Source organism: Aestuariibacter sp. A3R04 (assembly GCF_018860805.1).
Taxonomy (GTDB): Bacteria; Pseudomonadota; Gammaproteobacteria; order Enterobacterales; family Alteromonadaceae; genus Alteromonas.
Genome location: NZ_JAHKQR010000002.1, coordinates 349789 through 375830 on the forward strand (window position 1 = coordinate 349789; position 26042 = coordinate 375830).

The 26042-nt window shown below is 48.3% G+C and carries 25 protein-coding genes; 12 read left to right on the forward strand and 13 right to left on the reverse strand.

Features of this window, described 5'->3' with window-relative positions; all coding sequences use genetic code 11:
* Positions 1–165 precede the first annotated feature (165 nt).
* The 6 genes from KO518_RS04775 to rppH all read right to left on the reverse strand — a co-directional run bounded on the left by KO518_RS04775 (position 166) and on the right by rppH (position 7173).
* Entirely contained in the window at positions 166–936 is a 771-nt protein-coding gene (locus KO518_RS04775) for a GGDEF domain-containing phosphodiesterase (protein WP_216024689.1), read from the reverse strand.
* Between the two features lie 634 nt (positions 937–1570).
* Complete coding sequence (gene thyA, locus KO518_RS04780) at positions 1571–2488, reverse strand: thymidylate synthase (RefSeq protein WP_216024690.1); 918 nt, start codon at positions 2486–2488, stop codon at positions 1571–1573.
* A 104-nt stretch (positions 2489–2592) separates the two neighbouring features.
* Positions 2593–3396 carry a prolipoprotein diacylglyceryl transferase gene (gene lgt / locus KO518_RS04785; RefSeq protein WP_216024691.1) on the reverse strand — a complete coding sequence of 268 codons (804 nt, stop codon included), beginning with the start codon at positions 3394–3396 and terminating at the stop codon, positions 2593–2595.
* A gap of 3 nt (positions 3397–3399) precedes the next feature.
* Positions 3400–4206: a sulfite exporter TauE/SafE family protein gene (locus tag KO518_RS04790; RefSeq protein ID WP_216024692.1), complete on the reverse strand. Its 807-nt coding sequence runs from the start codon at positions 4204–4206 to the stop codon at positions 3400–3402.
* 101 nt (positions 4207–4307) lie between these two features.
* The gene (gene ptsP, locus KO518_RS04795; RefSeq protein ID WP_216024736.1) at positions 4308–6599 is read right to left on the reverse strand and encodes a phosphoenolpyruvate--protein phosphotransferase; all 2292 of its coding nucleotides are present in this window, start codon (positions 6597–6599) and stop codon (positions 4308–4310) included.
* 37 nt (positions 6600–6636) lie between these two features.
* A complete protein-coding gene (gene rppH / locus KO518_RS04800; RefSeq protein ID WP_216024693.1) occupies positions 6637–7173 on the reverse strand; it encodes an RNA pyrophosphohydrolase in 537 nt (178 codons plus the stop codon).
* 106 nt (positions 7174–7279) lie between these two features.
* Here rppH and mutH point away from each other — a divergent pair, with 106 nt between their 5' ends.
* Positions 7280–7954, forward strand: a complete 675-nt coding sequence (gene mutH, locus KO518_RS04805) for a DNA mismatch repair endonuclease MutH (protein WP_216024694.1) — start codon at positions 7280–7282, stop codon at positions 7952–7954.
* Between the two features lie 28 nt (positions 7955–7982).
* Here mutH and KO518_RS04810 read toward each other — a convergent pair whose 3' ends face one another.
* A complete protein-coding gene (locus KO518_RS04810; protein ID WP_216024695.1) occupies positions 7983–9065 on the reverse strand; it encodes an AraC family transcriptional regulator in 1083 nt (360 codons plus the stop codon).
* 45 nt (positions 9066–9110) lie between these two features.
* A complete protein-coding gene (locus KO518_RS04815) occupies positions 9111–10616 on the reverse strand; it encodes an inorganic triphosphatase (RefSeq protein ID WP_216024696.1) in 1506 nt (501 codons plus the stop codon).
* 209 nt (positions 10617–10825) lie between these two features.
* On the opposite strand from KO518_RS04815, the gene KO518_RS04820 reads away from it, so the two are divergent.
* Positions 10826–11440, forward strand: a complete 615-nt coding sequence (locus KO518_RS04820) for a TIGR04211 family SH3 domain-containing protein (protein WP_216024697.1) — start codon at positions 10826–10828, stop codon at positions 11438–11440.
* Between the two features lie 87 nt (positions 11441–11527).
* Here the strand turns inward: KO518_RS04820 and putA are convergent, their stop codons facing one another.
* Entirely contained in the window at positions 11528–15328 is a 3801-nt protein-coding gene (putA, locus tag KO518_RS04825; protein WP_216024698.1) for a bifunctional proline dehydrogenase/L-glutamate gamma-semialdehyde dehydrogenase PutA, read from the reverse strand.
* Between the two features lie 355 nt (positions 15329–15683).
* Here putA and ftsB point away from each other — a divergent pair, with 355 nt between their 5' ends.
* The 9 genes from ftsB to rpoS all read left to right on the forward strand — a co-directional run bounded on the left by ftsB (position 15684) and on the right by rpoS (position 22196).
* Positions 15684–15974 (forward strand): cell division protein FtsB, encoded by a 291-nt coding sequence (gene ftsB / locus KO518_RS04830; protein ID WP_216024699.1) that lies wholly within the window; start codon positions 15684–15686, stop codon positions 15972–15974.
* Between the two features lie 5 nt (positions 15975–15979).
* Complete coding sequence (gene ispD / locus KO518_RS04835; RefSeq protein ID WP_216024700.1) at positions 15980–16681, forward strand: 2-C-methyl-D-erythritol 4-phosphate cytidylyltransferase; 702 nt, start codon at positions 15980–15982, stop codon at positions 16679–16681.
* A gap of 3 nt (positions 16682–16684) precedes the next feature.
* Positions 16685–17164, forward strand: coding sequence for a 2-C-methyl-D-erythritol 2,4-cyclodiphosphate synthase (gene ispF, locus KO518_RS04840; protein WP_216024701.1), 480 nt, complete (start codon positions 16685–16687; stop codon positions 17162–17164).
* Positions 17164–18207 carry a tRNA pseudouridine(13) synthase TruD gene (gene truD / locus KO518_RS04845; RefSeq protein ID WP_216024702.1) on the forward strand — a complete coding sequence of 348 codons (1044 nt, stop codon included), beginning with the start codon at positions 17164–17166 and terminating at the stop codon, positions 18205–18207. Before ispF ends, truD begins: the two co-directional genes overlap by 1 nt.
* Before the next feature lie 47 nt (positions 18208–18254).
* Positions 18255–19007: a 5'/3'-nucleotidase SurE gene (gene surE, locus KO518_RS04850; RefSeq protein WP_216024703.1), complete on the forward strand. Its 753-nt coding sequence runs from the start codon at positions 18255–18257 to the stop codon at positions 19005–19007.
* A gap of 28 nt (positions 19008–19035) precedes the next feature.
* Positions 19036–19671 carry a protein-L-isoaspartate(D-aspartate) O-methyltransferase gene (locus tag KO518_RS04855; RefSeq protein ID WP_216024704.1) on the forward strand — a complete coding sequence of 212 codons (636 nt, stop codon included), beginning with the start codon at positions 19036–19038 and terminating at the stop codon, positions 19669–19671.
* Positions 19668–20252 (forward strand): YqaA family protein, encoded by a 585-nt coding sequence (locus tag KO518_RS04860; protein WP_216024705.1) that lies wholly within the window; start codon positions 19668–19670, stop codon positions 20250–20252. The genes KO518_RS04855 and KO518_RS04860 overlap by 4 nt, the downstream gene beginning before the upstream one ends.
* A 2-nt stretch (positions 20253–20254) precedes the next feature.
* On the forward strand, positions 20255–21133 hold the full coding sequence (locus tag KO518_RS04865; protein WP_216024706.1) for a peptidoglycan DD-metalloendopeptidase family protein: 879 nt from the start codon (positions 20255–20257) through the stop codon (positions 21131–21133).
* A gap of 121 nt (positions 21134–21254) precedes the next feature.
* Positions 21255–22196 (forward strand): RNA polymerase sigma factor RpoS, encoded by a 942-nt coding sequence (gene rpoS / locus KO518_RS04870; RefSeq protein ID WP_216024737.1) that lies wholly within the window; start codon positions 21255–21257, stop codon positions 22194–22196.
* A 61-nt stretch (positions 22197–22257) separates the two neighbouring features.
* On the opposite strand, the gene folA is transcribed toward rpoS, so the two are convergent.
* The 4 genes from folA to rplU all read right to left on the reverse strand — a co-directional run bounded on the left by folA (position 22258) and on the right by rplU (position 24744).
* Positions 22258–22761, reverse strand: coding sequence for a type 3 dihydrofolate reductase (gene folA / locus KO518_RS04875; RefSeq protein WP_371742242.1), 504 nt, complete (start codon positions 22759–22761; stop codon positions 22258–22260).
* Positions 22762–22789: 28 nt separating this feature from the next.
* A complete protein-coding gene (gene cgtA / locus KO518_RS04880) occupies positions 22790–23953 on the reverse strand; it encodes an Obg family GTPase CgtA (protein ID WP_216024707.1) in 1164 nt (387 codons plus the stop codon).
* 206 nt (positions 23954–24159) lie between these two features.
* On the reverse strand, positions 24160–24417 hold the full coding sequence (gene rpmA, locus KO518_RS04885) for a 50S ribosomal protein L27 (RefSeq protein WP_216024708.1): 258 nt from the start codon (positions 24415–24417) through the stop codon (positions 24160–24162).
* 15 nt (positions 24418–24432) lie between these two features.
* The gene (gene rplU / locus KO518_RS04890; RefSeq protein WP_216024709.1) at positions 24433–24744 is read right to left on the reverse strand and encodes a 50S ribosomal protein L21; all 312 of its coding nucleotides are present in this window, start codon (positions 24742–24744) and stop codon (positions 24433–24435) included.
* A gap of 300 nt (positions 24745–25044) precedes the next feature.
* Here rplU and ispB point away from each other — a divergent pair, with 300 nt between their 5' ends.
* On the forward strand, positions 25045–26019 hold the full coding sequence (ispB, locus tag KO518_RS04895) for an octaprenyl diphosphate synthase (protein WP_216024739.1): 975 nt from the start codon (positions 25045–25047) through the stop codon (positions 26017–26019).
* Positions 26020–26042 lie beyond the last annotated feature (23 nt).

A 26042-nucleotide genomic window follows, 5' to 3' on the forward strand; every position in this document is an offset into this window, starting at 1 on the left:
AAACTGAGCAGAGTATACAGAGTATTATTATTATTAAATTAGACAGCTGAGGCTGCCTTCCTATTCGCACAGAATAGGTAGCATAAACAACTTCTTGTTTTAGGTCTACTTTGTATAACAAAAAGCCTATATAGCCGAGCTACGACCACTCTGGTAGAAGATGCGTTACCTCGTCGTCAAGAGAAGTTCAGTGTTATATTTACCGCAAGCGCCTCCTGGTTTGCCGTTAAATAAGTTGCCGATGTCATCCGGGCGGTGGAGCAAAAAGCCTTGTGCGAAGTCAATCCCAAGCTCCTTAACTTTCGCAAGAACTTCTTCTTGGGCGACAAACTCAGCGACTGTTTGGAGCCCAACTACATTGGCGACATCGACGAAACAGCGAACCGCAACTTCATCTAAAGGATCAGTCAAGAGGTCTTGAATAAATTGACCGTCAATTTTCAATACGTCAACATCGAGGTTTTTTAAGTAGCCAAACGAAGATGCGCCTGCTCCAAAATCGTCCAATGCAATTCGAACTCCGAAATTCTTCAAACGTTCAATAAATAGTGAAGCATCTGTAAGGTTCGTAATTGCGACCGTTTCCGTAATTTCCATACACAGCTTAGTTCTATAAAGTGGCTCGAGCCTCTCTAGAAGGCCACACACATAGTCATGAAAAGCCCTATCGCCATGCCGGGTTCTGATGGCGTGATCTGTATCGCAGAAAACGTGCACTCGATTGCGGCCTGCATCTTTCGCTGCAAAGCACGAACTATCCGCCGCCTGCATAAGGGATGCGGCTGTTGGCCAACGCTTATCCATTGTAACTAAACCAATACTCGCTCCAATACGGAACCGATGGTTGTTGTGAACGAAGCGAAATGACTCCATTTTATCGCAAATTTGCTGTGCAACGTGAATGGCTGCTTTCTCATTACAGTGCTCTAATATCACGCCAAACTCACTATGCCACTACAGAGGTTACTTTTGGCAGGTGAGGCCACTTCCAATAGCCCTTTTCAGACTTAACAGAGGAGACCGAATAAGTTCTATCGTCGTTGTAAATAGCAACATGGCGTCGAACCACTTTGTTGGTTTCCGCCCAAGCCAAAAACTCGAAGACTATTCGAAGGATATTGTATACATAGCTGCTTGCTTTACCTTGAGCATCTAGCTTGTCGTCCCGAAATTCCAGCAGGTGAGTGTCAGTAATATCGCTCCATTTAAAATTACTAACCTTGCTGTCGAAAAATTGTAGTGGTCAAGTCATTTTTAAGCTTTTCTAATAGCCTTTTAAGTCGGGTTGGAGTGCCATATTCTGAGTTAACCCCTGTAATATCACCTCCTTCCTTTTCAACTAAGTCACTTTCAAAGTGAGCAACAACATTTTTGCACCACTGGTATTTATCAAAACCGCGATAATTAGATAAGGAGCAGTGTTGAAAACCATATTTTTTTTGATGACAGAACGAGCTATTTTAACCTTATGCGTCGGCAGCTTTTTTGCGACTGAGCAACTCCTGAAGAAACGATGTTAGTTTCTCAGGAGTGTTATATCTCTCTAGCCCGACCATTGATTGAGGCTGCCTTACACCGCAACTGGTGCTGCTATCGCAGGGTGAGGGTCATAACCATCAAGTTCGAAATCATCTATCGTATAATCAAATAATGAATTGGGCTTACGTTTTATTACTAATTTAGGAAAAGTTTTAGGCTGTCGTTGTAATTGCTCATTTACCTGTTGGATGTGATTCATATAAATATGAACATCCATACCAAACCATACTATTTCGCCCACACCGTAACCTGTTTGTTCGGCCAGCAAAGTGGTTAAAAATGCTAAATTAGCGACATTGAAGGGTTGCCCTAAAAAACCATCAGCGGAACGTTGCACCATGGCACCAGATAACTTTTGGGTATTTGGGTCGACAAAGAATTGATAATGCTTGTGACAGGGTGGCAAAGCCATCTGGTCTAACTCCCCAACGTTCCATCCATCAAATAAAATTCGTCTCGAAGACGGATTATTTTTGAGCAGATCAACAACCTGGGAAATTTGATCTATCTCCTTACCATCTTCTGTTCGCCAGTGGCGCCATTGCTTGCCATATACGGGGCCGAGATCACCCCACTTTTCAGCAAACGTATCGCTGTCGAGTACCCGTTGTTCAAACTCTGCCATCGACAATGATTTGTCTGCGCTGCCTTCAGGTTGGGCGTCAATAAATTTCTTGTAAGGCCAGTCGCTCCAAATGTGTACATTCTGCTGAACTAGTTCCCGAATATTCGAGCCACCAGATAGCATCCATAGCATTTCTTTAAACGCCGTTTTCCAAAAAACACGTTTAGTAGTAAATACTGGAAAACCTTCTGACAAATCAAACCGCATGGTATGGCCGAAGATGGCTTTCGTACCTACCCCGGTTCGGTCTACCCTTTCACTCCCCGTATCAAGGATCAGTTGTAGCATATCCAAGTATTGTTCTTCAGGGTGTAAATGCTTCATTTCGTTTCGCCACCTTTATAAATGCTAAAATTAGCCTGTTTTTACCACGACCTTGCTACCCGATTTCTGGCCTTTATCATTCGCTTCGTCGTACAAAGTTTGCTTTATTTTTCCTGCTTTACTGGCCGGTAGTTGTAGGCCCAGGCGATCAACCCGAGACCTGATAAAATCATGGGAATGCACAACAACTGCCCTTGGCTAAGTCCCATGGAATAAAGCCCAATGTGCTGATCGGGCTCGCGGAAATACTCCACAATGAAACGGAAACTGCCGTACCCTAATAAGAATAAGCCACCTACCGAACCGGTTGGCCTTGGCCTGGCTGAGTAGAGCCAGAGAATGGCAAACAGCACTACCCCTTCTAAAGCAAATTCGTAGAGTTGAGACGGGTGCCGCGGTTGCTCACCCGCGCCGGGAAAGATAATTGCCCAAGGTACATCCGTTGTCCGTCCCCACAACTCAGCATTGAGAAAATTCCCTATTCGTCCAGCACCCAAACCAATGGGAACCAAGGGCGCTACGAAGTCGCCGATTTGCAAGAAAGTAGCATTCATGCGCTTGGCTTGCCATGCGAGGGCCACCAAAACCCCCAGAAGTCCGCCGTGAAAAGACATCCCCCCGGTCCATATACGAAACAGGTATGTAGGATCCTCTAAGAACATCCCAAATTGATAGAACAGCACGTAGCCAATGCGACCGCCAAGAATCACCCCAACGAAACTCCAAAACAACAAATCACTGAGTTGTTCGCGGCTCCAGTTAGTTTGCGAAAGACGTTTCTGTGCCAGCATGTACGCAGCGATAAACCCCACCAAATACATCATGCCGTACCAGCGTACACTCAACGGCCCAATACTAAAAATGACCGGGTCTATATTCGGAAATACCAGATAACTGCTTTCTGTCATGGTTTATTCTAATCCTACAATCATTCGTATACTCACCAGCACCAGTATGCCGGCAAGAATTCTTTTCAATAAACTCGTATTCATTTTCTGGCCTAACTTAGCACCTATATTCGCAGTAAACACTGAGGTTATAACAATCCCCAGTGTTGCTGGCCAATATACATAACCTATGGCATGGGCCGGTAGGTTTTGCTCGCCATGTCCGCTGAAAATAAAACTGGCGCTGCCAAACACGGCAACAACCAGCCCACTAAATGCAGCGCAACCAATGGCCTGACGAATGTGCACCTGAAGCCACACTAGCGCAGGGACTAGCAAAGCCCCACCGCCAATACCCATAAGTGCACTGACGCCGCCTGTTGCTACACCGACAGCCGCTAAACTACTTTTACCGGCGGAATGAGCTGATGGTTGTCGTTTGCCGAATAGCATATGCATGGCTACCGCAATAACAAGAACAGCGAAAACATTTTTCAAAGTATGACCGGAAATGGAAGTGGCAAGCAAAGCCCCTCCCACCGAACCAACAGCAATGCCCAATCCGCACCAGAGCATGATAAATGGGTCTAAATTACCAAGCCGGTAATGTGCCCTGGCAGATGAAATACTGGTAAATATTATCGTCGATAAGGACGTGCCTATGGCCATGGGCATAACCGTGTCGGTATCAACACCGAGAAAATGCACCATCAGGTAAGACAACGCCGGTACGATGATGAGCCCACCGCCTATCCCCAGCATACCTGCCAGAAGTCCAACACCCAAGCCTATCCCCATACAGGAAATAACAATTATTGTAATGGGATCCATTCGGCCTCTTCCTTAAAAAACGGGGGTAGCGTAACACAAAAAAACAGCCGGGATGACGCAGAAATTACAGGAATAGATGAATTGACGATTGCTTAAGAGGATCAGGAGCCTGCCCTTACCAAACCCCCAAGCCCCCGGTGCTCCAGGTACTGGTTGATATGACTGAATACCTCCTCGTGCGCAGAAGCGGTCAGGGCCTTAGTCAATAGCATTCGCGAATCATGCAGACTTACATTGCGAATAACCCAGTTAATTTTTCTCAAATTATGGGCGTTCATACTCAACTTTCGATATCCCATAGCAACAAGCAAAATTGCTCCACCTGGCTCACCGGCAATTTCACCGCACACAGTGACCGGCACCTGATTGGCATCTGATTGCTTTACGATGTCGTAGAGCGCGCTCAACACCGCTGGATGATAACTGTTGTACAAACCGGCAACACGGGTATTGTTTCTGTCAACAGCAAGAAGATACTGAGTAAGGTCATTACTGCCCACGGAAAAGAAATCAACTTGTTTGGCAAGTTGAGGTAACTGATACAACACAGACGGCACCTCTAACATGATGCCAAGCTTGGGCTTATTCAGCATCCTATCTGTGTGCTTGATTTCATCACAAATTTCGTCAAAAGCCTGTTCGATAAGACGACGGGCTTCGTCCACCTCCGACACCGAGGAGATCATAGGCAGCATTATTTGTAGGTTAGTGAGGCCAATACTGGCCCTTAGCATAGCGCGAATTTGTACCAGAAAAATGTCAGGGTGATCAAGTGTAAGCCTTATCCCCCGCCAGCCCAGAAACGGATTTTCCTCGTTTATGGGAAAGTATGGCAAGGGTTTGTCTCCGCCCACATCCAGTGTGCGCATGGTAATCGTCTGCTCAGGTGTTGCCATCAGAATTTGCCGATATAACTCTACCTGCTCTTGCTCCGAGGGGAAGCGCTGACGAAGCATAAACGGGATCTCGGTACGATATAGACCAATGCCATCTGCATTGGCAAACTGCGTTGCTTCGATATCGGCAGACAAACCGGCATTGACGTACAGTGCGATGCGGCACCCATCCTGGGTTTCACTCGCCAGGTTAGCATCGGCCTCTATGCGTTTTGAGAGAATTTTTTCTTCGTCTATCAGCTGAACAAATTCACTGCGAATGGTGGCCTCAGGAGAGACAATAACTTCACCTGAATAACCGTCTAACAACAACTCTTTTCCATTCAACAGTGCAGGGGACACGTTTTGGCAGCCCATTACTGCCGGTACGCCCATTGCCCTGGCAAGAATAGCAGCGTGGGAGTTATTCGACCCGCGAATTGAAATGATGCCTTGCAGGTACTGACGGGGAAATTCGGCCAGCATTGACGCACTGACTTCTTCAGCCACCAGTATACTAGGCTGTGTGGCTTCCCGGGCAGAGGGTTGTTGGCCTTTCTCTTCGTAGAGAATATTAATAAGAATGCGATTGGACAAATCTACTATATCAATAGCCCGCTCTTGCATATACGGGTCTTCCATATTCTGGAAACGCGCGGCGTAATCTTCCACTACCATTTTCAACGACGATGCTGCATCCCACCCCTCGCGAATCTTTGCTTCCACTTCCCGACCAAGGCTGTTGGCGTCAAGCAAGTGATGATACAACTGAAAAATGGATTTCACGTCATCGGGAATACCCAAATCAAGGCGTTCTGACAATATATCAACGTGCTTTCGGGTTAGTTCAACGCCCCGCCGGTACAACCGAATTTCCAGGTCTGGATCAGAGGCTCGTTTGACTACCCAGTTTCTCAGGGTAATAGAACTGTCAGTGGAAAACCCCGTGCCTATTGCTAAACCTGGTGACCCTGGAATGCCACGTACATTTTTTTGTATCGGCATTGACTCCACAGACGAGCTGTTACTCAACGCCCCACGTATCTCTGCATTGGTGACTTCTAGCGCCAATTGTGCCGCCAAGGTTACGAGAAAGGCTTCCTCGTTCTCGCTGAACCGGCGCATGGCTTGTTGTTGCATGGTGATCACGCCTAACACACGGCGCTGATGGATTATTGGCGTACCGAGAAAAGCGTTGTAGCTCTCTTCTTTCACCTCTGGATAGTGTTTGAATCGCGGATGTTTATGGGCGTTTTCAATATTTAGGGGTTCTTCACGTTGACCCACGAGCCCAATAAGCCCCTCAGAGAAACCTATTCGCACCATTTCCACTGCATCCGGATGCAAACCGTCAGTGGCTTTTAGGATAAAATCCTGTTTTTCTTCATCGGCAAGATAGATAGAACAGGAATCGACCTCCATGGTTTGCTTTACCCGGCTTGCCACACGAAAAAGCGCCTGATCCAATTCGGGGATCTGGTTCATCTCCTGAACAATGCGCTTTAGTGTAGTAAGGATATTCCCGGTTTCGGCCACCTGACAGTCTCCCTGAGTATTAGCCGTTGCGTCTGCGCTTGCGGTTGCGCTTACCGGAACCTGTCGATTGCGGACGCTGACCAGCCGGCATTGCCACGCCTGCAAATTCTTTCATCACTTTGCGATATACATCGCGTTTAAAAGACACGACATTGCGGATGGGATACCAATAACTCACCCATCGCCAGTCATCAAATTCCGGATGCCCGCTATTGAGCACGTCGACATCTTTCTCCTGGCAGTCAAGCTGAAGTAAAAACCACTTTTGCTTTTGTCCTATGCACACCGGTGAACTACCCTGGCGTATTAACCGCTTTGGCAATTTGTATCGCAACCAGTTGCGGGTAACCCCCAGGATAGTAACATCCTTTTTTGTTAACCCTACTTCTTCGTGCAACTCCCTGTACATAGCTTGTTCTGCAGTTTCCCCTTCATCAATTCCGCCTTGTGGAAACTGCCATGAATGTTGACCATAACGTCTTGCCCAAAACACCTGACCCATTTTGTTGCAAATCACTATGCCCACATTCGCACGGAATCCGTCGGCATCTATCACATAGACTCCCGGGCACGATAAACTTTTCTATTTCTGCATTCTTCCATAAACTATAGCCCTTTCAAAGCATTAATACGAATTCGTCGAATATTAGCAGGAGTAGCCTTTGCAGCCGCCAACACTACCGCCCTCAAATGAGGATGAATTACTGCGACGAAGCCATCAAATCGCCGGGCTTTCTTTGGGTGAACTCGCCCATTTTGCGGGCGTAGTTGCACCTGAGAACCTCAAGCGACACAAGGGCTGGCCGGGCATGCTCATTGAAAGATGGCTTGGTGCAACGGCAGGATCCAAACCGCAACAGGATTTTCCCGAACTGGGAATTGAGCTGAAAACCATTCCAATCGACAAACACTTCTCGCCGTTAGAAACCACCTATGTTTGCTATGCGCCGCTCATAAATCAGCCAGGTGTCACATGGGAAACTTCGAACGTAAGAAATAAGCTGCAGCGGGTATTGTGGGTTCCGCTGGAAGGAGACCGACAAATTCCACTGTCGAACAGACGGGTAGCCACTGCATTTTTCTGGCACCCCAGTGCAGAAGAAGACGCTTTACTGCAAAAAGATTGGGAAGAACTCACGGAGCTCATAACCCTTGGTCAATCGGAAACCATTACAGCCCGCTTGGGTGAAGCACTGCACATTCGCCCCAAAGCCGCCAGCGGACAAGTACTTACCGATGCATTAGACCCGGATGGCAAGAAAATAAAAACCCGGCCACGAGGTTTCTACCTGAGAACGTCATTTACGCATGGTTTGTTGCAGCGGCAGTTCGGCTAATAGTATTAACCTGAGTAAGTGGCAACACCTAAGACGACTGTTGATGGCGTTGAGACTTTCGCATGTGTCGAACCAGTACCTCGCCGAGGAACTTCTCTGAGTTCAAACCAAGGCGCTTTGCCACAACAGCTATATCCGCATCGGTGTGCAGTAGCACATTCTTGGCATAGTCAAGACGATACTTGTACACAAACTGGCGAAAATCTTTTTTCTCCAGCAGACGCAACGCGATAATGAGAATTGTTGGGTCAACCCCGCAATCCCGGGCAAAGTGTTTAAGAGTAAGAGCCGGAATTTTGTAGGCTTTTTTCTCGATCATTGTGCGTTCTGCCCGCATCAGCACTTCACGCATTACACCTGGCTCGGCCTTGAGCTCATCAAGGCGCACGTAATCCAAAGGCGACGGTGACACGTTTTGTGGCCTGACTAAGGCAATTAAAACTTGCAACATGGCGACGGCAAAGAGCACCGTATACAAAGATTGCCAGAATACGATGTTGAAGAAGCCAAATGCGCCGGCGGTCATCAGCAGAATGCAACAAAACGACAGGCCCACTGTAATACCCATAGCACCACCAACCCAGCGCAACCTGTATTCCTGCACCTCCACCACCTGACAGGGCAAATGTCGATGGTAGTTTTGTACTAGCTCTGTAATGAGAATACCGATTATCAACATACCAAACCCGGTGATCATGTAGGCCAGATAAATATCCCAGTTTTCTATTGGATGGCCCACCGGTGAAGCAGAAAGCCAAGCCAGCCGTTCACTTTGCGGAATAAATAGCACTGGAACTTGGCAAACCAAGGCCAGGCCCACCGGTACCCAAAGCAAAAACTTAGATGCAGGAGGGCTGTCAATGACCATGTTTTTCACACATCGATAGGCAAAAGACAGGCATAATAAGGGCACGAAAACCGTCAGGCCGGTTAATGCGCCGACCTCGACATTAAAAGCACGCATAACTTCATCGACCAGAATAAAAGGCCAGCAGATCAGCGCAGCCAGCACCCACTCCACAGCAATAATTCGCTTTCGCTCCACAATGCACTTTACCAGTAAGAAACAGTAACACGCAGCAAGTACAGCCAGTGTATAGCGATGCAACATTTAACCTTTACTCCTTTTCCCTGTGAAGATGAACAGTGTCTGGTATCACCAGTAGATATCGCCCTGCATTCCCGCCTGTCGGGTACGCTCCATTACGCGCATGAGACTTGCGAGTTTCTCTTCCACCCACGTGAGTACTTCGCCGATGTCATCCAGTTCAGACTCGTTAGCCATGGCGCGTAACATCAGCAGCGCTTTCATCTCGTCAATTCCTGTCAGGATATCCAGCCACGGAGCGCGAAAATGATGACGTTCTTCATCGAACAGCCCTGCCAGCAAGTAGCCGTTCCACAACGTCTGGCGCAACAACACTTCTATGGCAATGTAGTTTTCCGGTGTCATATTACGGCTCTTCGGCAGGGTTTGCTGAACTGTTTGCCAGCCCTGAGAAAGCCAGCCCTGAGCGTGTTCCATCACCGGCACATCATAAGCCTTGGAGTGAGAACGCCAAGGTTTTGCGGCGACAATTTCTGCCAGCGCCAGTTTAAGCTCATTGCTTTGCCCACTAAAAAACAGCGACTCGGGATCGTGAGCGTGGATCAAGCCCGCCTTGCGCCCCTGCAAATAACTAATTAACGCCGGAAACTTGCTCAAACACTTGTTGAACAAGCTTTTTTTAGACAGTAAATAGCGCAAAGACTGTAAATCATCCTGCCACAGCCAGTCCTGCATATATGCCATTAATAACTGGTGTACCGCTAGTAATTGCGGGCATTGCAACACCGGCAGGTAAAGTGAGACAGTTTGCATCAGTAAGCGCGCGCATTTGACTATCTCAGCGAGCACTTTCACTGAACCTGTTTCGTAAAATAAGTGCTCGTGCTTTTGCCAGTGAGACAAGGCATGCTGTACGGCTGAACAAAAAGCGGCTTCCGTTGTTTCCTGTTGTTGCAGCGGTAAAAAAGACGACAAAGGCACCACTACCGGAGAAATCCCGCTGAGCAACTGATAGCCCTGTGCGGCTTTAGACACATCACTTAGCCTGACAGGTGTGTGTCTGGCAATTATCTTTGCCAGGGTAAACAGCGACGCTACCGAGCCGGCTTTGAGTTCCAGCTCCACTTCACGTATGGGAGCACTGTTCTTCCCCGTTGTTGCTTCCCCTTCATCTACCACCACTTCAATACTGTCGCTATCCAGGGTGATATTAAAGGCTGTGCGCACAAAATGAGTACTGAATTGTCTTTCTAGCTGGCGGTTTACCTGTTCGACGTGCCACCCCGACGGCCACACATTTTTGTCAAACAGCGTAAGATCGGGCTCCGCGCTAACCAAATCTATATTGTATTCCGCTCGTTGATGCAGCCCGCCACTCACCTTGCCATGGGTCTTCATGGTCTGCTCAAAGACGCCGTTACAACCACGCACGCGAAAGCCCATCTTTTCATTTTGAAAGTGATGTTCAGGCGTGTCGTAGTAATCGTTTTGCAAACGCACCTCAGGCTCCCGGCTTATCTGGTAACCTGCTTTTTCAATGGCAGGCAGCACACTGGAGATAAACGGCGCGAGTGGGCGTTCTCGGGTGACAAATTTTATTTCAATTTCCGACATAGAATCCGTGGAAAATGATGGGAAAGTATGAATGACACAATACCTTTGTCTACCTTTTTTAGCAATGGAACAACATTGAAATCCGTGGTTTTTATGCGTGTTAACGGAACTGCAGCCAATGTTTCAGGTCGAAGCACGAAGCGTGCGCTTGCCTTTCTGGTGAGCAGCCCATACCATCACAGAGTTTTTATCACTATAACGGACGCATTATGTTACGAAAGTGGCTGACAATCGCACTGATTGGTCTATCTTTTCACGTTTTTGGGCAGCAAGATTCCATTGAGGAATCACTGCAGCAAAGCGCATCTTCAGCAAATTATATCCGCGACGACCTTTTCGTCTTCCTTCACGCAGGACCGGGCAGAAATTACCGCATCCTCGGCTCTATTGGCGCCGGCGCGCCAGTTACTGTGTTAGATACAGATTCAGAAGCAGAATTTACGCAAGTGAAGGACAACGAAGACCGCACCGGGTGGGTAGAAACTCGTTTTATCAGCGATACCATGTCGCGAGCAGAGCAACTCCCTCTTCTCACTCAACGCCTGGCAGACAGTGAAGCAAATGCACAGGGCCTGCAAACAGAGAATACGCGCTTAAAGCAACAGTTGAGCTCAACTCAGCAGGAATTGGCCTCATTGAAAAAAAGTACAGGCGCGCAGGAACGGGAAATCAAAAGCCTTACGGAACAACTCGGCGCCCAAAGCAAAGACGAAATGATTAAGTGGTTTACCTGGGGTGGCATTGTCGCTGGTGGAGGCGTGCTGCTAGGCGTCATTTTAACTTTCCTGCCGCGCAAGCGCAGACGCAATGACGAGTGGATGTAAGTCTTCACTGCGGCGTTAGAACAAACCGTAGAAGTATTTGTGTAAACCAACCCGTCTCAAAAAATGTGACGGGTTGGTTATTCTGGATTACTCGTCGTCTTCGATTAGGGTCATCAACGACGTATTCCCACCTGAAGCTGTTGTATCAATACTGATTGTCTTTTCGGTTACCAGGCGCTGAATGAGGTTGTCATTATACTCAGCAGTAATTACCGGCAATATCGCTCCCTCACGGGAAGATAACATGGCGGTAATTTGAGCGGTTCTCTCTGTATTCGAATCAACAACCACTCCTGCGAGATGCTCATGCATTAGCAGATCATTCAAATGACTCAATCTCGCTACCTGGAATACACCTTCAGCCGCACCAGTTTCATTGAAGTTCTTCTGGAAGGCCAGCGCCTCTTCATAGAAAAGATCGGATACGACCGACACCACCACGTTGCCAGTTGCCAGTGCAGTAACAATAGACAAGGTCCAGTATTCAAAAGTTACGCCTTTGTCGGCAAAACACACCAACACGCCACGAGGTTCGAGATACAGCTTGTTCGACTCCCCCGTAGGCCCTGGTAACTGTTTGGGCTTGGATAACTTGCGCTCCACACTGGTCAACTGCTGCCGCGATGTAGCCAGAGTGCGGTTCAAATCGTCTGCCAGTTCATCCACAATGTCTTCTTTCGCCAGTTTCGCCAGTAATTGACGTACCATTGAGATACGGTCGTTCAGCGGTGTGTGCCGCCATTTTGACTCTACGCTCACACCTTTATCCATCAGGCGAATAGCGGCTTCTTTATCTTGTTTTTCACCGCTCAAGGCGGCGTCCAGGTTGTCCAAATCATCCACCTGAGACGGTTTTGGTGTCGCTCGCTCCTGCATTAAACGACGCAAATAATTCGGTCCGCCGGCTTTGGGGCCGGTACCTGACAATCCACGTCCGCCAAAGGGCTGCACACCTACAATGGCACCAATCATGTTGCGGTTAATATAAACATTTCCCGCGCGACTGCGCGCCGCCAGTTCGTTGGCTCGCTCTTCAATACGCGAGTGCACGCCCATGGTCAAACCAAAACCAGTGCCATTAATTTGGTCTATCACGCCATCGATTGCTTTGCCGTTGAAGCGAATAACATGAACCACTGGCCCAAATACTTCCCGCTTCAACACATTAATATCGTCAATTTCGTATAGTGTCGGCGGGAAGAAATAGCCATCTTCATATTCCTTTGGAACCTGGGCGCGATACAGCAAGGTGCCATGGGTTTCCATGTATTTCTCGTGTTCCCTTAGACTATTAAAGGCCTTCCCGTCGATAACTGGGCCTACGTCGGTGCTCAACAAGGCCGGATCACCTATTGCCAACTCCTTCATTGCACCTGTGAGCATATCGATGAGGTCATCGGCAATGTCTTGTTGAACAAAAAGAACGCGCAAGGCAGAACAACGCTGTCCGGCGCTCTGGAAACCAGAATGGATCACATCATCTACCACCTGTTCAGGTAACGCAGTAGAGTCGACAATCATACAATTCTGCCCACCGGTTTCGGCAATGAGAGGCACTTGCTCTCCGCCCCGTTCCGCTAGCAACTGAGAAATCAAGGTACCGGTCTGGGTCGAGCCGGTAAACATCACCGCTTTGATGCGCTCATCTGGTAACAGGGTACTGCCAACGTGCTTACCCGGCGCGATGATGAGTTGCAGCGCGTCTTCTGGTAACCCCACGGTATGCATAATTTCTACAGCCCGTTTGGCGATAATACTGGTTTGTTCAGCCGGCTTCGCCACCACAGTATTGCCGGTAACCAAAGCGGCTGCCACCTGACCCATAAAGATGGCTAACGGGAAGTTCCAAGGGCTTATACAAAGCACCACGCCACGGGGCAGGAAGCGTTGATCTTCATCCAGTTCGCGGGCGCGAACGGCGTAATAACGGCAGAAATCTACCGCTTCACGCACTTCATCAATACTGTCTTGGGTTACCTTACCTGCTTCGCGGATACAGATGGCAATAAGCTCTCCCATGTGGCGCTCTAAAGCACTGGCCGTTCGCTCGAGGATGTCTGCGCGTTCATCGACAGAACGCTTTGACCAAGCAGCAAAGCCATAGTGAGCTCTCTCCAGAGCAACGGTCATATCATCAGGGCAAGCGTAGTGATGGTATCCCACCACATCCATTGTATTGGCCGGATTTTTCACCGCCGCGCAGCCCTCAGGCAAAGCACCGTCAATCACAGAATAGGTGTTTTTCCAACGAGCCAATTCGTGCTGCAACGCATTCACCGCATTGACATCAGTGAGATCCAGCCCCCGGGAGTTGTCCCTTTCCGGTGCGTACAAGTCGCGGGGGGAACTAATTTGCTTATTGTAGCGAACTTTAAGGCGCTGGGTTTTTTCCACTGGATCTTCGAGCAGTGATTCCACTGGTTTTTCATCGTCCACAATAGCATTTACGAATGATGAATTTGCACCATTTTCGAGTAATCGTCGGACCAGATACGCCAGAAGATCTTCGTGTTCACCTACCGGCGCATACACACGACATTGTATTTTTTCCTCAGTAACGACCTGGTCGTATAAGGTGTCGCCCATTCCATGGAGACACTGGAATTCAAAACCTTCCTTGTCTTCCCCCGCCAACTCAATAATTACTGATGCCGTGTAGGCGTTGTGGGTGGCAAACTGTGGGTAGATGGTATCTCTGTAATCCAGCAGGCGGTTTGCGCAGGCGTGGTAGGATACATCCGTCGATGATTTTCGGGTAAACACGGGAAAACCATCTACCCCAGCCTGCTGGGTAAGTTTAATTTCCGTATCCCAATACGCGCCTTTTACCAGACGCACCATCATGGAGCGCCCCACCTCAAGAGTCAGCGTCCGCAACCACTCGATAACGTGAATACTGCGTTTTTGATACGCTTGCACCGCCAGGCCAAAACCCGTCCAGCCAATGAGGTCTGGATCGCGGAACACGGCCTCAATAACATCCAGAGAAATATCGAGGCGATCTGCTTCTTCGGCATCTACCGTCAGACCAATATCATATTCTTTCGCCATCATGCACAAGGCTTTGAGTTTAGGTGGAATTTCTTCCATCACACGCTTGGCGTGCAAAAACTCGTAACGGGGGTGAATAGCCGATAACTTCACCGAAATACCCGGTGAACGTTTAGGGCCTCGGCCTGCTGCTGCCTTGCCGATGACGTGAATAGCATTGACGTAAGCGTCATAGTAGCGGTTAGCGTCCTTCATGGTACGCGCGCCTTCGCCCAGCATGTCATAGGAATAAACATAGCCTTTGGTTTCTTTTTCTTTGGCCCGCTCAACCGCATCATCGATGGTCTCGCCCATCACGAACTGTCGGCCCATTACACGCATGGCAATATTCATGGCACGGCGAATAACAGGTTCCCCCAACCGACCCAGTGTTTGCTTTAACAGCCCGAACTGTTCTTTGCGACGCTTATCCGCATAATTAATCATGTTTCCCGTCAGTAACAATCCCCACGCTGATGCATTCACAAACATGGAATCTGAGTTACCTAAATGCGGCGTCCACTGCCCCTTGGATAACTTATCGCGAATGAGTTCATCCTGAGTAGCCTTATCCGGGACCCTGAGTAACGCTTCCGCGAGGCACATGAGTACAACGCCTTCGGAGGTAGATAAAGAATATTCATTGAGTAAGGCATCAACCCCACCGTGACCTTCCTGCTCCCTTCTGATCTGTAATACCATCTTTCGGGCGCGCTCCCAGGCCCGGCTTCTGGCTCGGGGATTCACTTCAGCAATGGGGAGAATCTGATCGATAGCAGTAGACTCATCGATGCGATAGTGGTCGCGTATCCGCTGACGGATAGACGACAGAGTATTGAGATCGTCGTGACTGAGCATTGACACCTTCTTCAGTTAGTTTGCTGGTATTTACCTGATTGATTAACGTTTGACCGCACGTTGCACCAGACCTGTTCAAATAGCAAGTGAAGTCGCAAAACTGGCGGCAAAATTGTGTAAACTCTGATGGTTTATAGCAGCGCTGAGCAGGAAAGATCAGCGCTGCTGTCGTTTGCGGCGGATGCTACACAATATACCTCTCTGTCGCTAATAAAATATGCGCTGAAAATAATGAATGTGATGGCGAACGGTTTTGCACCTTCGACGTCTATAATTTGAAAAGCCGACGCGGTCAGTAGACCCGTGGGCTTTGAGTGGGCATAATAAACAACAGACAGAAAAACAGGTAAAGACTGTGTGGCAGGATAAATGGGTTACTATTGTACTGGTAATTTTACTGGGGTTGCTCCAGTACCGCTTGTGGTTTGGTAAAAATTCTATCCCCGATTACCTCAAGCTCGAGGACGAAGTGGAGCAACAAGCCATGCAAAACGCCAACCTTATCCAGCGCAATGACTTGTTAAAAGCCGATATCAACGACTTAAAAATTGGCCTTGAATCCATTGAAGAACGCGCACGTAACGAACTAGGCCTTATCAAAAAAGGCGAAACTTTTTACCGCATTCTTCCAGCAGAAAACGAATAATAGCTATGTCAGAACAATCCGTTGTTGCCGTTGTACCGGCAGCAGGTATTGGCAGCCGGATGCAGGCTGATAAACCCAAGCAATATCTGACCCTTGCAGGGAAAACCATTCTTGAACACACATTGCATACGCTATACAGCCATCCTGCGGTGGACAAAGTGGTGGTGTCGATCAATCCCGACGACCCATATTTTGTAACGCTAGACATTGCAAAAGCACACTGGCTCACGGTAGTAAATGGAGGCGAGACCCGGGCAGATTCAGTACTGGCTGGAATCACCACGCTGCAGGATGATACCTGGGCGATGGTTCACGATGCTGCCCGCCCCTGTGTCAGCCACAGTGATATCGACAAGTTGCTTTGCGTACAAAACCGCGCTGACGTAGCCGGAGGTATTCTTGCCACACCAGTAAGAGACACGATGAAACGGGCGTTGGACGGTACCACTGAAGTTTCTCACACGGAAAGCAGAGACAACCTGTGGCACGCACTGACTCCGCAACTGTTCAAAGCTGGCGCGTTAAAGGCCGCCTTAATGCGCTGTGCCGACGGTGAAGTAGCAATTACCGATGAAGCCTCTGCCATGGAGGCTGCGGGATATCGTGTGGCCCTGATAGACAGCAATCCGGCTAACATTAAAATTACTCATCCTGCTGACATGCCGCTAGCGGCATTTTATTTTCAGCAGTTAACTAAACAGAGGTAAGCAATGCGAATAGGCCACGGTTTCGATGTTCACAAATTCGGTGGGCATGGCCCCATTGTCGTAGGTGGTGTCAGTATTGACTATGAACAGGGTTTATTAGCCCACTCTGACGGTGATGTGCTAATCCACGCATTATGCGATGCGTTACTGGGAGCGGCGGCCATGGGCGATATTGGTAAGCACTTCCCGGATACTGATGACGAATTTTCAGGCGCCGACAGCCGAGGTTTACTTCGCCATGTTATTGGCTTATTGCAAAAAGACGGATATGTACTTGGCAATGCAGATATGACTATTGTTGCTCAAGCACCGAAAATGGCTCCGCACATAGCCACAATGCGCACACGTCTGGCAGAAGACTGCCAGTGCGACATCAGTGCGATTAATGTAAAAGCAACAACGACAGAAAAACTGGGATTCGCCGGCCGCAAAGAAGGTATTGCCGCCCATGCAGTCGTGCTAATCACAAAGGATCAGTCTTAATGCTGTCTTCTTCAAACTGGCGCTATGCCAGTAACGACAATAACCGCCCTTCGGCAATTTTAAAGCAAACACCAGAAGATTTCAGGGTGACTGAGGAACTGGGGTATGACACCTGCGGCGAAGGCGAGCACCAATATCTCTGGGTAGAAAAGAAACTGGCCAATACAGCCTGGGTAGCAGAGCAACTCGCCAGATACACAGGCTTGCCGCTCAGGCAGGTTACCTATGCGGGGCGTAAGGACAAGTACGCGGTAACCCAACAGTGGTTTAGTCTGCACGCACCGGGGGCGGCAAATTTTGACTTTTCATCCTTTGATTGCGAAGGCGTTAAAATTCTTGGCCATCACCGCCACAATAAAAAGCTTCGTACAGGGCAACTGCAAGGAAATCGGTTTGCCATTGCCCTAAGGCAGGTATCTGACCCTGAACGCCTGGTAGATAATTTAAAACGTGCCGCGTCTGAAGGTGTTCCCAATTACTTTGGTGAACAGCGTTTTGGCATGGTTCGCCTGGACGACAGCGGACGACGTCAGGAAGGAGGCAATCTTCAATTGGCCGAAAAAATGCTGAACGGAGAAGTTATTCGCAACCGCAACAAGCGCAATATGGCCCTATCTGCCCTGCGCAGCTGGTTGTTTAACGAGATCGTCAGCCAGCGCATAGCACAGGGTAAACTCGATACCCTCCTTCCCGGCGACGCACTCATGCTAAACGGATCAAACAGCTTTTTTATCAACGATAACAGTGACGATTTGCCCGCCCGTTACACGCAACAAGATCTCGCTCCCACTGCTGCATTATGGGGGAAAGGCACACCGCCCAGCCTCGAAGAAGCCTTGGCGCTGGAGATGTCTGTCGCACAAGCCACTCCAGCAGTCTGTGATTTTTTGCAGGACGCTGGTCTTAAACAGGAACGCAGGCCGGTGAAAATTTGGCCCCGTCAACTTGAATGGCAACATATCGGTGATACAGTGAGGGTTGAATTTAGTTTGCCCTCAGGCTGCTATGCCACCACTGTGCTTCGCGAGTGTGTAGATTTTTAGTTTTATTTAGCGATGCAACGGTAACCCGAACGTATGAAGGACAGCTAATGCGAATTTTATTGAGTAACGACGACAGCGTGTTTGCAAAGGGCATAAATGTGTTGTTCAGAACACTTTCAGAACAACACGACGTAACGGTAATTGCGCCAGACCGCAACTGCAGCGGCGCCAGCAATGCATTATCGCTGCACGACCCGCTGCGTATTCAGCAACTGGACAATGGCTTCTACTCTGTGAATGGCACACCATCAGACTGTGTTCATCTTGGGGTGAATTGTTTTTTGGACGATGACCCGGAGCTGGTGGTGTCGGGCATTAACCATGGCCCCAACCTCGGTGACGACGTCATTTACTCTGGAACAGTTGCGGCTGCAACCGAAGGCCGATACATGGGCCTGCCCGCTATTGCCGTGTCTTTGGCAAGTCACAATGGGAAGCACTTTGACACCGCCGCCCAGGTTGTGCTGCAAATAATTAGAAAGTTGCAGGCTCATGCCTTGCCGTCTAACCAAATTCTCAATATCAATGTCCCTGATATTCCCTACGACCAACTGGCCGGCGTCAAGGTAACCCGTCAAGGCAAACGACACAGGGCTGAAGCTATGGTGAAGTCTACCGATGCCTTTGGTCGTGAAATATACTGGTATGGCCCTGCGGGCGCTGAACAGGAAGCTGGCCCAGGTACCGATTTTCACGCAGTTGCAAATGGTTTTTGCTCCGTCACCCCGCTGAGCGTGGACATGACGGCGCATAGCAGTCTGGCCGAAATGGAAGACTGGATGAACAAAGACATTAATTAAATCCGCAGACAGGAACACACTCACTACAATGAGAACAACAAGAAAAGGTGAAATGCTCGCTGAGTTGCTATATGGCGAGGGCGTAAGAGATCAAAACGTGTTGACTGCGATTGCGGCAACCCCTAGAGACTTATTTCTGCCCGACGCATTGAAGCACAAGGCGTATCAAAATACGGCTCTGCCTATAGGACAAGGACAAACCATATCCCAGCCTTATATTGTGGCCAAAATGACAGAGCTATTATTAAAGGCCCCAAATAAACCTCAAAAAGTGCTGGAGATAGGCACTGGCTCAGGCTACCAGACCGCGGTGCTGGCTCAGTTGTTTGGCCACGTTTATACCGTGGAGCGGATAAAGTCGTTGCAGTTTCAAGCCAAACGCAGAATGAACCATCTGAATCTACACAATATTTCCATGAAACACGGTGACGGCTGGAAAGGTTGGCCCAGCAAAGGCCCCTACGACGCAATTCTGGTGACAGCCGCTGCGACCACGTTACCCCAAGATTTGTGTGACCAACTCATCGAAGGTGGGAGATTAATTATTCCCGTGGGGAGTGAACAACAAAACCTCTTGTGTATTGACAATATAGACGGCGAACTTAAATCTGAAACCATTGAAGCTGTCCGCTTCGTTCCCTTAGTTGCAGGAGAACTTCAGTGAAGCTATTTCAACCCTGCTACGATTTGGCGTTGCGATGGGCCAGACACAGGCACGCCAGCCGCTATCTCGTCGGCCTGAGTTTCGCAGAATCCATGTTCTTTCCTATCCCCCCGGATGTAATGCTCGCTCCCATGTCGATGTCACAGCCCCACAAAGCTTGGTTTTTTGCCACTCTCACCACCATTGCCTCAGTATTAGGTGGCATAGCTGGGTTTGCCCTAGGTTACTTTGCCTTTGAGATGTGGATAGAACCCCTTGTGGTATCAGCCGGTTACGAGCAAAAGTTAAATACGACAATGGGTTGGTTTGAGCAATATGGTGTGTGGGTTGTGTTTCTCGCCGGTTTTTCCCCCATCCCATATAAAGTATTTACCATTAGTGCTGGTGTGCTAAATATGGCCCTCTTGCCATTTATTGTTGCTTCCGCCATAGGACGGGGCGCCAGATTCTTCCTGGTTGCCGCGCTCATGCGATGGGGAGGGAAGGCAATGGAAACCAAGCTAAGAGAGTACGTAGAAATACTTGGTTGGATTACTGTGGCATTAGGCATTGTTGCTTATTTTATACTCAGACACGGTTAATTATGCTTGTGAAGCGTAGGAGTCTTGCCCTTATTGTTGTCTTTTTCGTCATTATTTTGACGGGCTGCAGTAACAGAAATGCCCCTGCACCGGTCACACTTTTGAATAGTCAGCCAGAAAAAAATAAATTGGGGTCAGTAAACGATACTTACGTAGTAAAAAAGGGCGATACCCTTTTCGCTATTGCTTGGTACACTGGAAACGACTATAGGGACTTAGCGAATTATAATGACCTTTCAGCACCTTACGCAATATTCCCCGGACAAACGCTCAAACTTAATGCCGCGGAAGTGGTTAAAAAAAAGCCTCACATTAAAAAAGAGCCTTATCCTAAAGTGCAAGAAAAAACTGGTACGACCACGGAAAATTACGACAAAAGGAGTGTTGACCGCCCCCCAACCCGGGCGTACGATGAGAGTGAAATAAATGTTAACAACCAAGCAGTTACGGTCGTCAAACCATTGACGGATAACGCCAAAAAGCCGACGCGAAGAGGCTTTGCGGAAAAAGTGTCAAAATGGTATTGGCCATCGAGTGGTAACATTATTTCAACATTTGATAATAGCGAATCTGGGAACAAAGGCATAGATATAAGCGCCCAAAGAGGCTCACCTATTTTTGCTGCTGCTGATGGTAAAGTTGTTTATGTTGGAAACGCCCTGCGAGGCTACGGTAACCTGATAATTATCAAGCATACCGACGCGTTGCTCAGTGCATACGCACACAACGACGAGTTCAGGGTGAAAGAACAACAATGGGTATCAGGCGGTCAGCAAATTGCCACTATGGGAGATAGTGGTGCCGACAGAGTTAAGCTTCATTTTGAAGTGAGATACCGCGGTAAATCGTTAGATCCGCTGCGCTATCTGCCCAAAAAATAATAACAATAAATAATAATAAAGCTATTTAGGAGAACGTCGCAGGGTAACCAACAACGCAGGAGATGCAGTCGTGGGTCAACAAAAAGCCGCTGTAATCGATAGTAAGTCTCATCGTGATGAGATGGACATGCCAGTTAGCACTAAGGCTGGTGAAGTTTTAACTGAAACCCTTGATGACACCGCAGATGATGCGGTGCTAGCACAGGAAGACCAACCCAAAAACCTAGACGCCACTCAACTGTATCTCGGTGAAATCGGCTTTTCCCCTCTGCTTTCAGCGGAAGAAGAAGTCTATTTTGCAAGACGAGCGTTGAAAGGCTGTGAACCTTCCAGAAAACGAATGATCGTGTCTAACTTAAGACTGGTTGTAAAAATAGCGCGCCGCTATAACAATCGGGGTCTGGCACTGCTTGATCTTATTGAAGAGGGTAACCTTGGTCTCATCCGCGCTGTGGAAAAGTTCGATCCTGAACGGGGCTTTCGCTTTTCAACCTATGCAACATGGTGGATAAGGCAAACCATTGAGCGGGCCATTATGAATCAAACCCGCACTATCCGGCTTCCCATTCACGTTGTGAAAGAGTTAAATGTTTATTTGCGTTGTGCTCGGGAGCTATCACAAAAACTCGACCACGAACCCACGGCAGAAGAAATTGCTGCTGAGTTAGATAAGCCCGTAAGTGAAGTTAGCCGCATGCTTCGTTTGAATGAGCGCATAACCTCAGTCGACACCCCCATTGGCGGTGAGAATGACAAAGCTCTGTTGGATATTCTTTCCGATAGTAACGACTGCGGCCCTGAAGACAACCTTCAGGACAACGACATGAAAGCCAATATTGTAAAGTGGCTTGAAGAGTTAAACGCCAAGCAGCGCGAAGTTCTGGCCAGACGTTTCGGTTTACTGGGCTATGAACCATCTACATTGGAAGACGTTGGTGCCGAGATTGGTCTTACTCGTGAACGCGTGCGCCAAATACAGGTAGAAGCGCTTCGCCGGTTAAAAGATATGCTTGGCCACCAAGGGTTAACGCTGGAAAGTATGTTCGACCAAATGGGTGAATAAATTTCCAGCCTTATATAACTAAAAGCCATGTACTATCAACATGGCTTTTTTTTGGCAAAATTTACTGGCGCTGAAGTTTTTCAAACTTATACGAATATGGGTTTTTCTCGTCAGCGCCGTGAGAAGACGTCCACACACATTCCCAAATGCCCGCAGCCTGATAATCAGGAAATTGCGTATCGCCCTCAACAGTGAGATCAATGTGCGTCAAATAAAGCACATCAGCCCGCGGAAGAAACGCCGAGTAAATTTTGCCGCCGCCAATTATCATCACCTCGTCACTGCCATTGACCAAGCTTGCAGCTTTCTCTATTGCTTCTTCAGGGGACGCAACTACGTAAGCCTCGTCGGGTAAACCATGGAACTGCTGGCGAGTAATGATGATATTAGGTCGTCCTGGAAGTAACCTACCAATTGATGCAAAAGTACGTCTGCCCATAATGACAGGTTTACCCAGCGTTACAGCTTTAAAGTGCTTCAAGTCGGCCGGAAGGTGCCAAGGCATGTCATTATCAGCACCAATGACCCTATTGTTTGCCATGGCGGCTATCATTGCAATTTTCACTCTACTACCTTACTAACAGCACTGAGCTCTATTCTTTTGTGTACACCACGTTGGGATGATCATCCCACTCATCGTCATCGTCATCGTCATCGAAATCTTCACTGTCGTATTCCAGGGCTTCTTTGTGATAAGTATCCCATTTGAATTCAACCTCTTCTTTATCTTCTTCCGAAATGATTTCTGTAGGAAGGGTTTCAATGAAGTTCATGATGTCATGACAAAGCGGATCAGTATTTAATTTCTGAAAGGCCGATATTTGATAGACAGGTCCATCCCATTCTAGTTGCTCGGTGATACTTGCACACAACGCATCTGCTTCTTCCTCAAGCAGTAAATCTACTTTATTAAAGACTAACCAGCGAGGCTTTGCCGCAAGTTTAGGACTGTACTTTTCCAGTTCAGAAATAATTTTCTTCGCGTTTTCAGCAGGGTCGCTTTGATCAGCAGGCATTAAATCGACCAGGTGTAACAACACGCGGCAACGTTCAAGGTGCTTTAAAAAGCGAATACCTAAACCGGCGCCTTCAGCGGCGCCTTCGATTAACCCCGGAATATCGGCAATCACGAAACTGCGCTGAGAGTCTTGTCTTACAACGCCTAAATTGGGTACCAAGGTAGTAAACGGATAATCTGCCACTTTCGGTTTAGCCGCCGAGACAGAGCGGATGAAGGTAGATTTACCTGCATTGGGCATACCGAGCAGACCAACGTCAGCCAATAGCATAAGCTCCAACTTCAAATTGCGGATTTCACCGGGTGTTCCATTGGTCTTTTGTCTTGGTGCACGGTTGGTGCTACTTTTAAAACGCGCATTACCAAGGCCGTGAAAACCGCCCTGGGCGACTTTTAAGCGCTGACCGTGTTTGGTGAGATCACCCAAAACTTCAGCGGTTTCCACATCCGTGGCACGGGTACCAACGGGTACGCTCAACGTTAAATCAGCGCCACCGCGGCCAGTACAATTGCTCCCCTGACCATTCTGCCCTCTTTCAGCGCGATGAAAACGTTCGAAGCGATAATCAATAAGCGTATTCAGGTTTTCATCAGCCTGTAGATATACTGAGCCACCGTCACCGCCATCCCCGCCGTCAGGGCCGCCTTTAGGGATGTATTTTTCACGTCTAAAGCCAACTACGCCGTTACCGCCGTCGCCGGCTTCAACACGAATTTCAGCTTCATCAACAAATTTCATTTATCACTCCGAGTCGTAATCGACGACTGTATTTATTGTGTTAGTTTACACCATTGAACATTAGTTCGACAGGTTCACTAAAGGTGCATCACTACATCGCACTACCAGGATATTCAGATCCACGTCCCACCCTTTCTCGGGTGTTTAAAAAAAAACCCCGCTTGCGCGGGGTTTTTCTAAGCCTGTTCGGCGAGAAGCTTTCGCGCTTACTCAGCTACGATGCTCACATATTTACGGTTTTTCGGTCCTTTAACGTCGAACTGAACTTTACCGTCTTTCAATGCAAACAACGTGTGGTCTTTGCCGATACCCATGTTGTCACCAGCGTGGAAACGCGTACCACGTTGACGAACAATGATGTTACCAGCGAGAACTGATTCACCACCAAAGCGCTTAACACCCAGGCGTTTACTTTCTGAATCACGACCGTTTTTGGTACTACCACCAGCTTTTTTGTGTGCCATGTGTTCGTGCTCCTCTTATGCGTTGATACCAGTGATTTTCACTTCTGTGAACCACTGACGGTGACCCGCTTGCTTGCGAGAATGCTTACGACGACGGAACTTAACGATTTTAATTTTATCGCCACGACCGTGTGTAACCACCTCAGCAGTCACCTTACCACCAGCAACGATTGGCGTGCCGATTTTTACATCGTCACCGTTGCTTACCATTAAAACTTTGTCAAATTCAACCGTTTCGCCTGGGGCTACTTCGATTTTTTCAAGACGAACGGTTTGGCCTTCGGCCACACGGTGTTGTTTACCGCCACTTTGGAAAACCGCGTACATAGTTAACTCCGCTCTGCGTACACTGACGCTTCAATTCAAAAAACAGGGCGCGAATTGTACGTGAAACATCCGTAAATCACAACCCCGAAAAACACAAAATTTGATTATTTTTCACCCTTCACCGTTTTTCGTGGCCCAGAGCGCGATAATAAAGGGTTTTCTCCTTAATATTGCAATTTTACCAGCTTATTTTGCGATTAGCTCACGGGTTTTTTAGTTATCCGGGTGGATACCCATAAAGTTTCAGGTACAATCACATCTTTATACAAAAAATAACGAATTAGCACGCACATAATGTCAATGGATATAAACACCATTCGCGAATTGGCAGCCGACGATATGAAAGCGGTCAATGCCCTCATCCAGCAGCAAGTTGACTCTGATGTTTCCTTAATCAATCAACTCGGCTTTTACATTGTCAACAGCGGTGGTAAACGCCTTCGTCCACTGCTCTCCGTCCTCGCTGCCCGGGCGATGGGGATCACCACAGGTAAACATCACACTCTGGCAGCCATCATTGAATTCATTCACACATCCACTTTACTCCACGATGACGTTGTCGATGAATCGACATTACGCCGCGGACAGGAAACGGCTAATGCTATTTTTGGCAATCAGGCCAGTGTGTTAGTAGGTGATTTCCTCTATTCCCGCTCATTCCAGATGATGGTGAGTTTAAACAGCATGCGCGTGATGGAAATACTGTCTGATGCCACGAATCGCATTGCCGAGGGCGAAGTGCTGCAGCTCATGAACTGTAACGACCCGCAAACCACTGAAGCGCGCTATTTTGATGTCATTTACGGCAAAACTGCACGTTTGTTTGAAGCAGCCACTCAATTGGCCGCTGTGCTCACAGACCAACCTGCCCATATCGAAACTGCCATGCAGGACTACGGCAAGCACCTGGGCACCGCGTTTCAACTTGCCGACGACATTCTGGATTACGCGGCAGACGCCGATGCAATGGGCAAGAACACGGGTGATGATCTCGCTGAAGGCAAACCTACACTGCCATTGCTTTATGCCATGTGGCATGCAAAAACACCGGAAGACAAAACACTTATCCATGAGGCCATCGAAAAAGCTAACGGGTTGCCACATCTTACCCGAATACAGCAAATCATGGTGGACACCGGAGCACTCGACTACACCCGAAAATGTGCAGATGAAGAGAAGGCTAAAGCCATCAGAGCGCTGTCTGTTATTCCCGCGTCGCCTTTTAAAGAAGCACTAATAGGGCTGGCACACATTGCCGTTGAGCGTACCAAATAGCCAACGGCCTTTTAAAAAAAACA

Coding starts and splice junctions, on each gene's coding strand:
- thyA (WP_216024690.1), bottom strand. CDS start 2,488: ATGAAGCATTTACACCCTGAAGAACAATACTTGGATATGCTACAACTG.
- lgt (WP_216024691.1), bottom strand. CDS start 3,396: ATGACAGAAAGCAGTTATCTGGTATTTCCGAATATAGACCCGGTCATT.
- KO518_RS04790 (WP_216024692.1), bottom strand. CDS start 4,206: ATGGATCCCATTACAATAATTGTTATTTCCTGTATGGGGATAGGCTTG.
- KO518_RS04810 (WP_216024695.1), bottom strand. CDS start 9,065: ATGTTGCATCGCTATACACTGGCTGTACTTGCTGCGTGTTACTGTTTC.
- KO518_RS04815 (WP_216024696.1), bottom strand. CDS start 10,616: ATGTCGGAAATTGAAATAAAATTTGTCACCCGAGAACGCCCACTCGCG.
- KO518_RS04820 (WP_216024697.1), top strand. CDS start 10,826: ATGTTACGAAAGTGGCTGACAATCGCACTGATTGGTCTATCTTTTCAC.
- putA (WP_216024698.1), bottom strand. CDS start 15,328: ATGCTCAGTCACGACGATCTCAATACTCTGTCGTCTATCCGTCAGCGG.
- ispD (WP_216024700.1), top strand. CDS start 15,980: ATGTCAGAACAATCCGTTGTTGCCGTTGTACCGGCAGCAGGTATTGGC.
- ispF (WP_216024701.1), top strand. CDS start 16,685: ATGCGAATAGGCCACGGTTTCGATGTTCACAAATTCGGTGGGCATGGC.
- truD (WP_216024702.1), top strand. CDS start 17,164: ATGCTGTCTTCTTCAAACTGGCGCTATGCCAGTAACGACAATAACCGC.
- surE (WP_216024703.1), top strand. CDS start 18,255: ATGCGAATTTTATTGAGTAACGACGACAGCGTGTTTGCAAAGGGCATA.
- KO518_RS04855 (WP_216024704.1), top strand. CDS start 19,036: ATGAGAACAACAAGAAAAGGTGAAATGCTCGCTGAGTTGCTATATGGC.
- KO518_RS04865 (WP_216024706.1), top strand. CDS start 20,255: ATGCTTGTGAAGCGTAGGAGTCTTGCCCTTATTGTTGTCTTTTTCGTC.
- rpoS (WP_216024737.1), top strand. CDS start 21,255: ATGGACATGCCAGTTAGCACTAAGGCTGGTGAAGTTTTAACTGAAACC.
- cgtA (WP_216024707.1), bottom strand. CDS start 23,953: ATGAAATTTGTTGATGAAGCTGAAATTCGTGTTGAAGCCGGCGACGGC.
- rpmA (WP_216024708.1), bottom strand. CDS start 24,417: ATGGCACACAAAAAAGCTGGTGGTAGTACCAAAAACGGTCGTGATTCA.
- rplU (WP_216024709.1), bottom strand. CDS start 24,744: ATGTACGCGGTTTTCCAAAGTGGCGGTAAACAACACCGTGTGGCCGAA.
- ispB (WP_216024739.1), top strand. CDS start 25,045: ATGGATATAAACACCATTCGCGAATTGGCAGCCGACGATATGAAAGCG.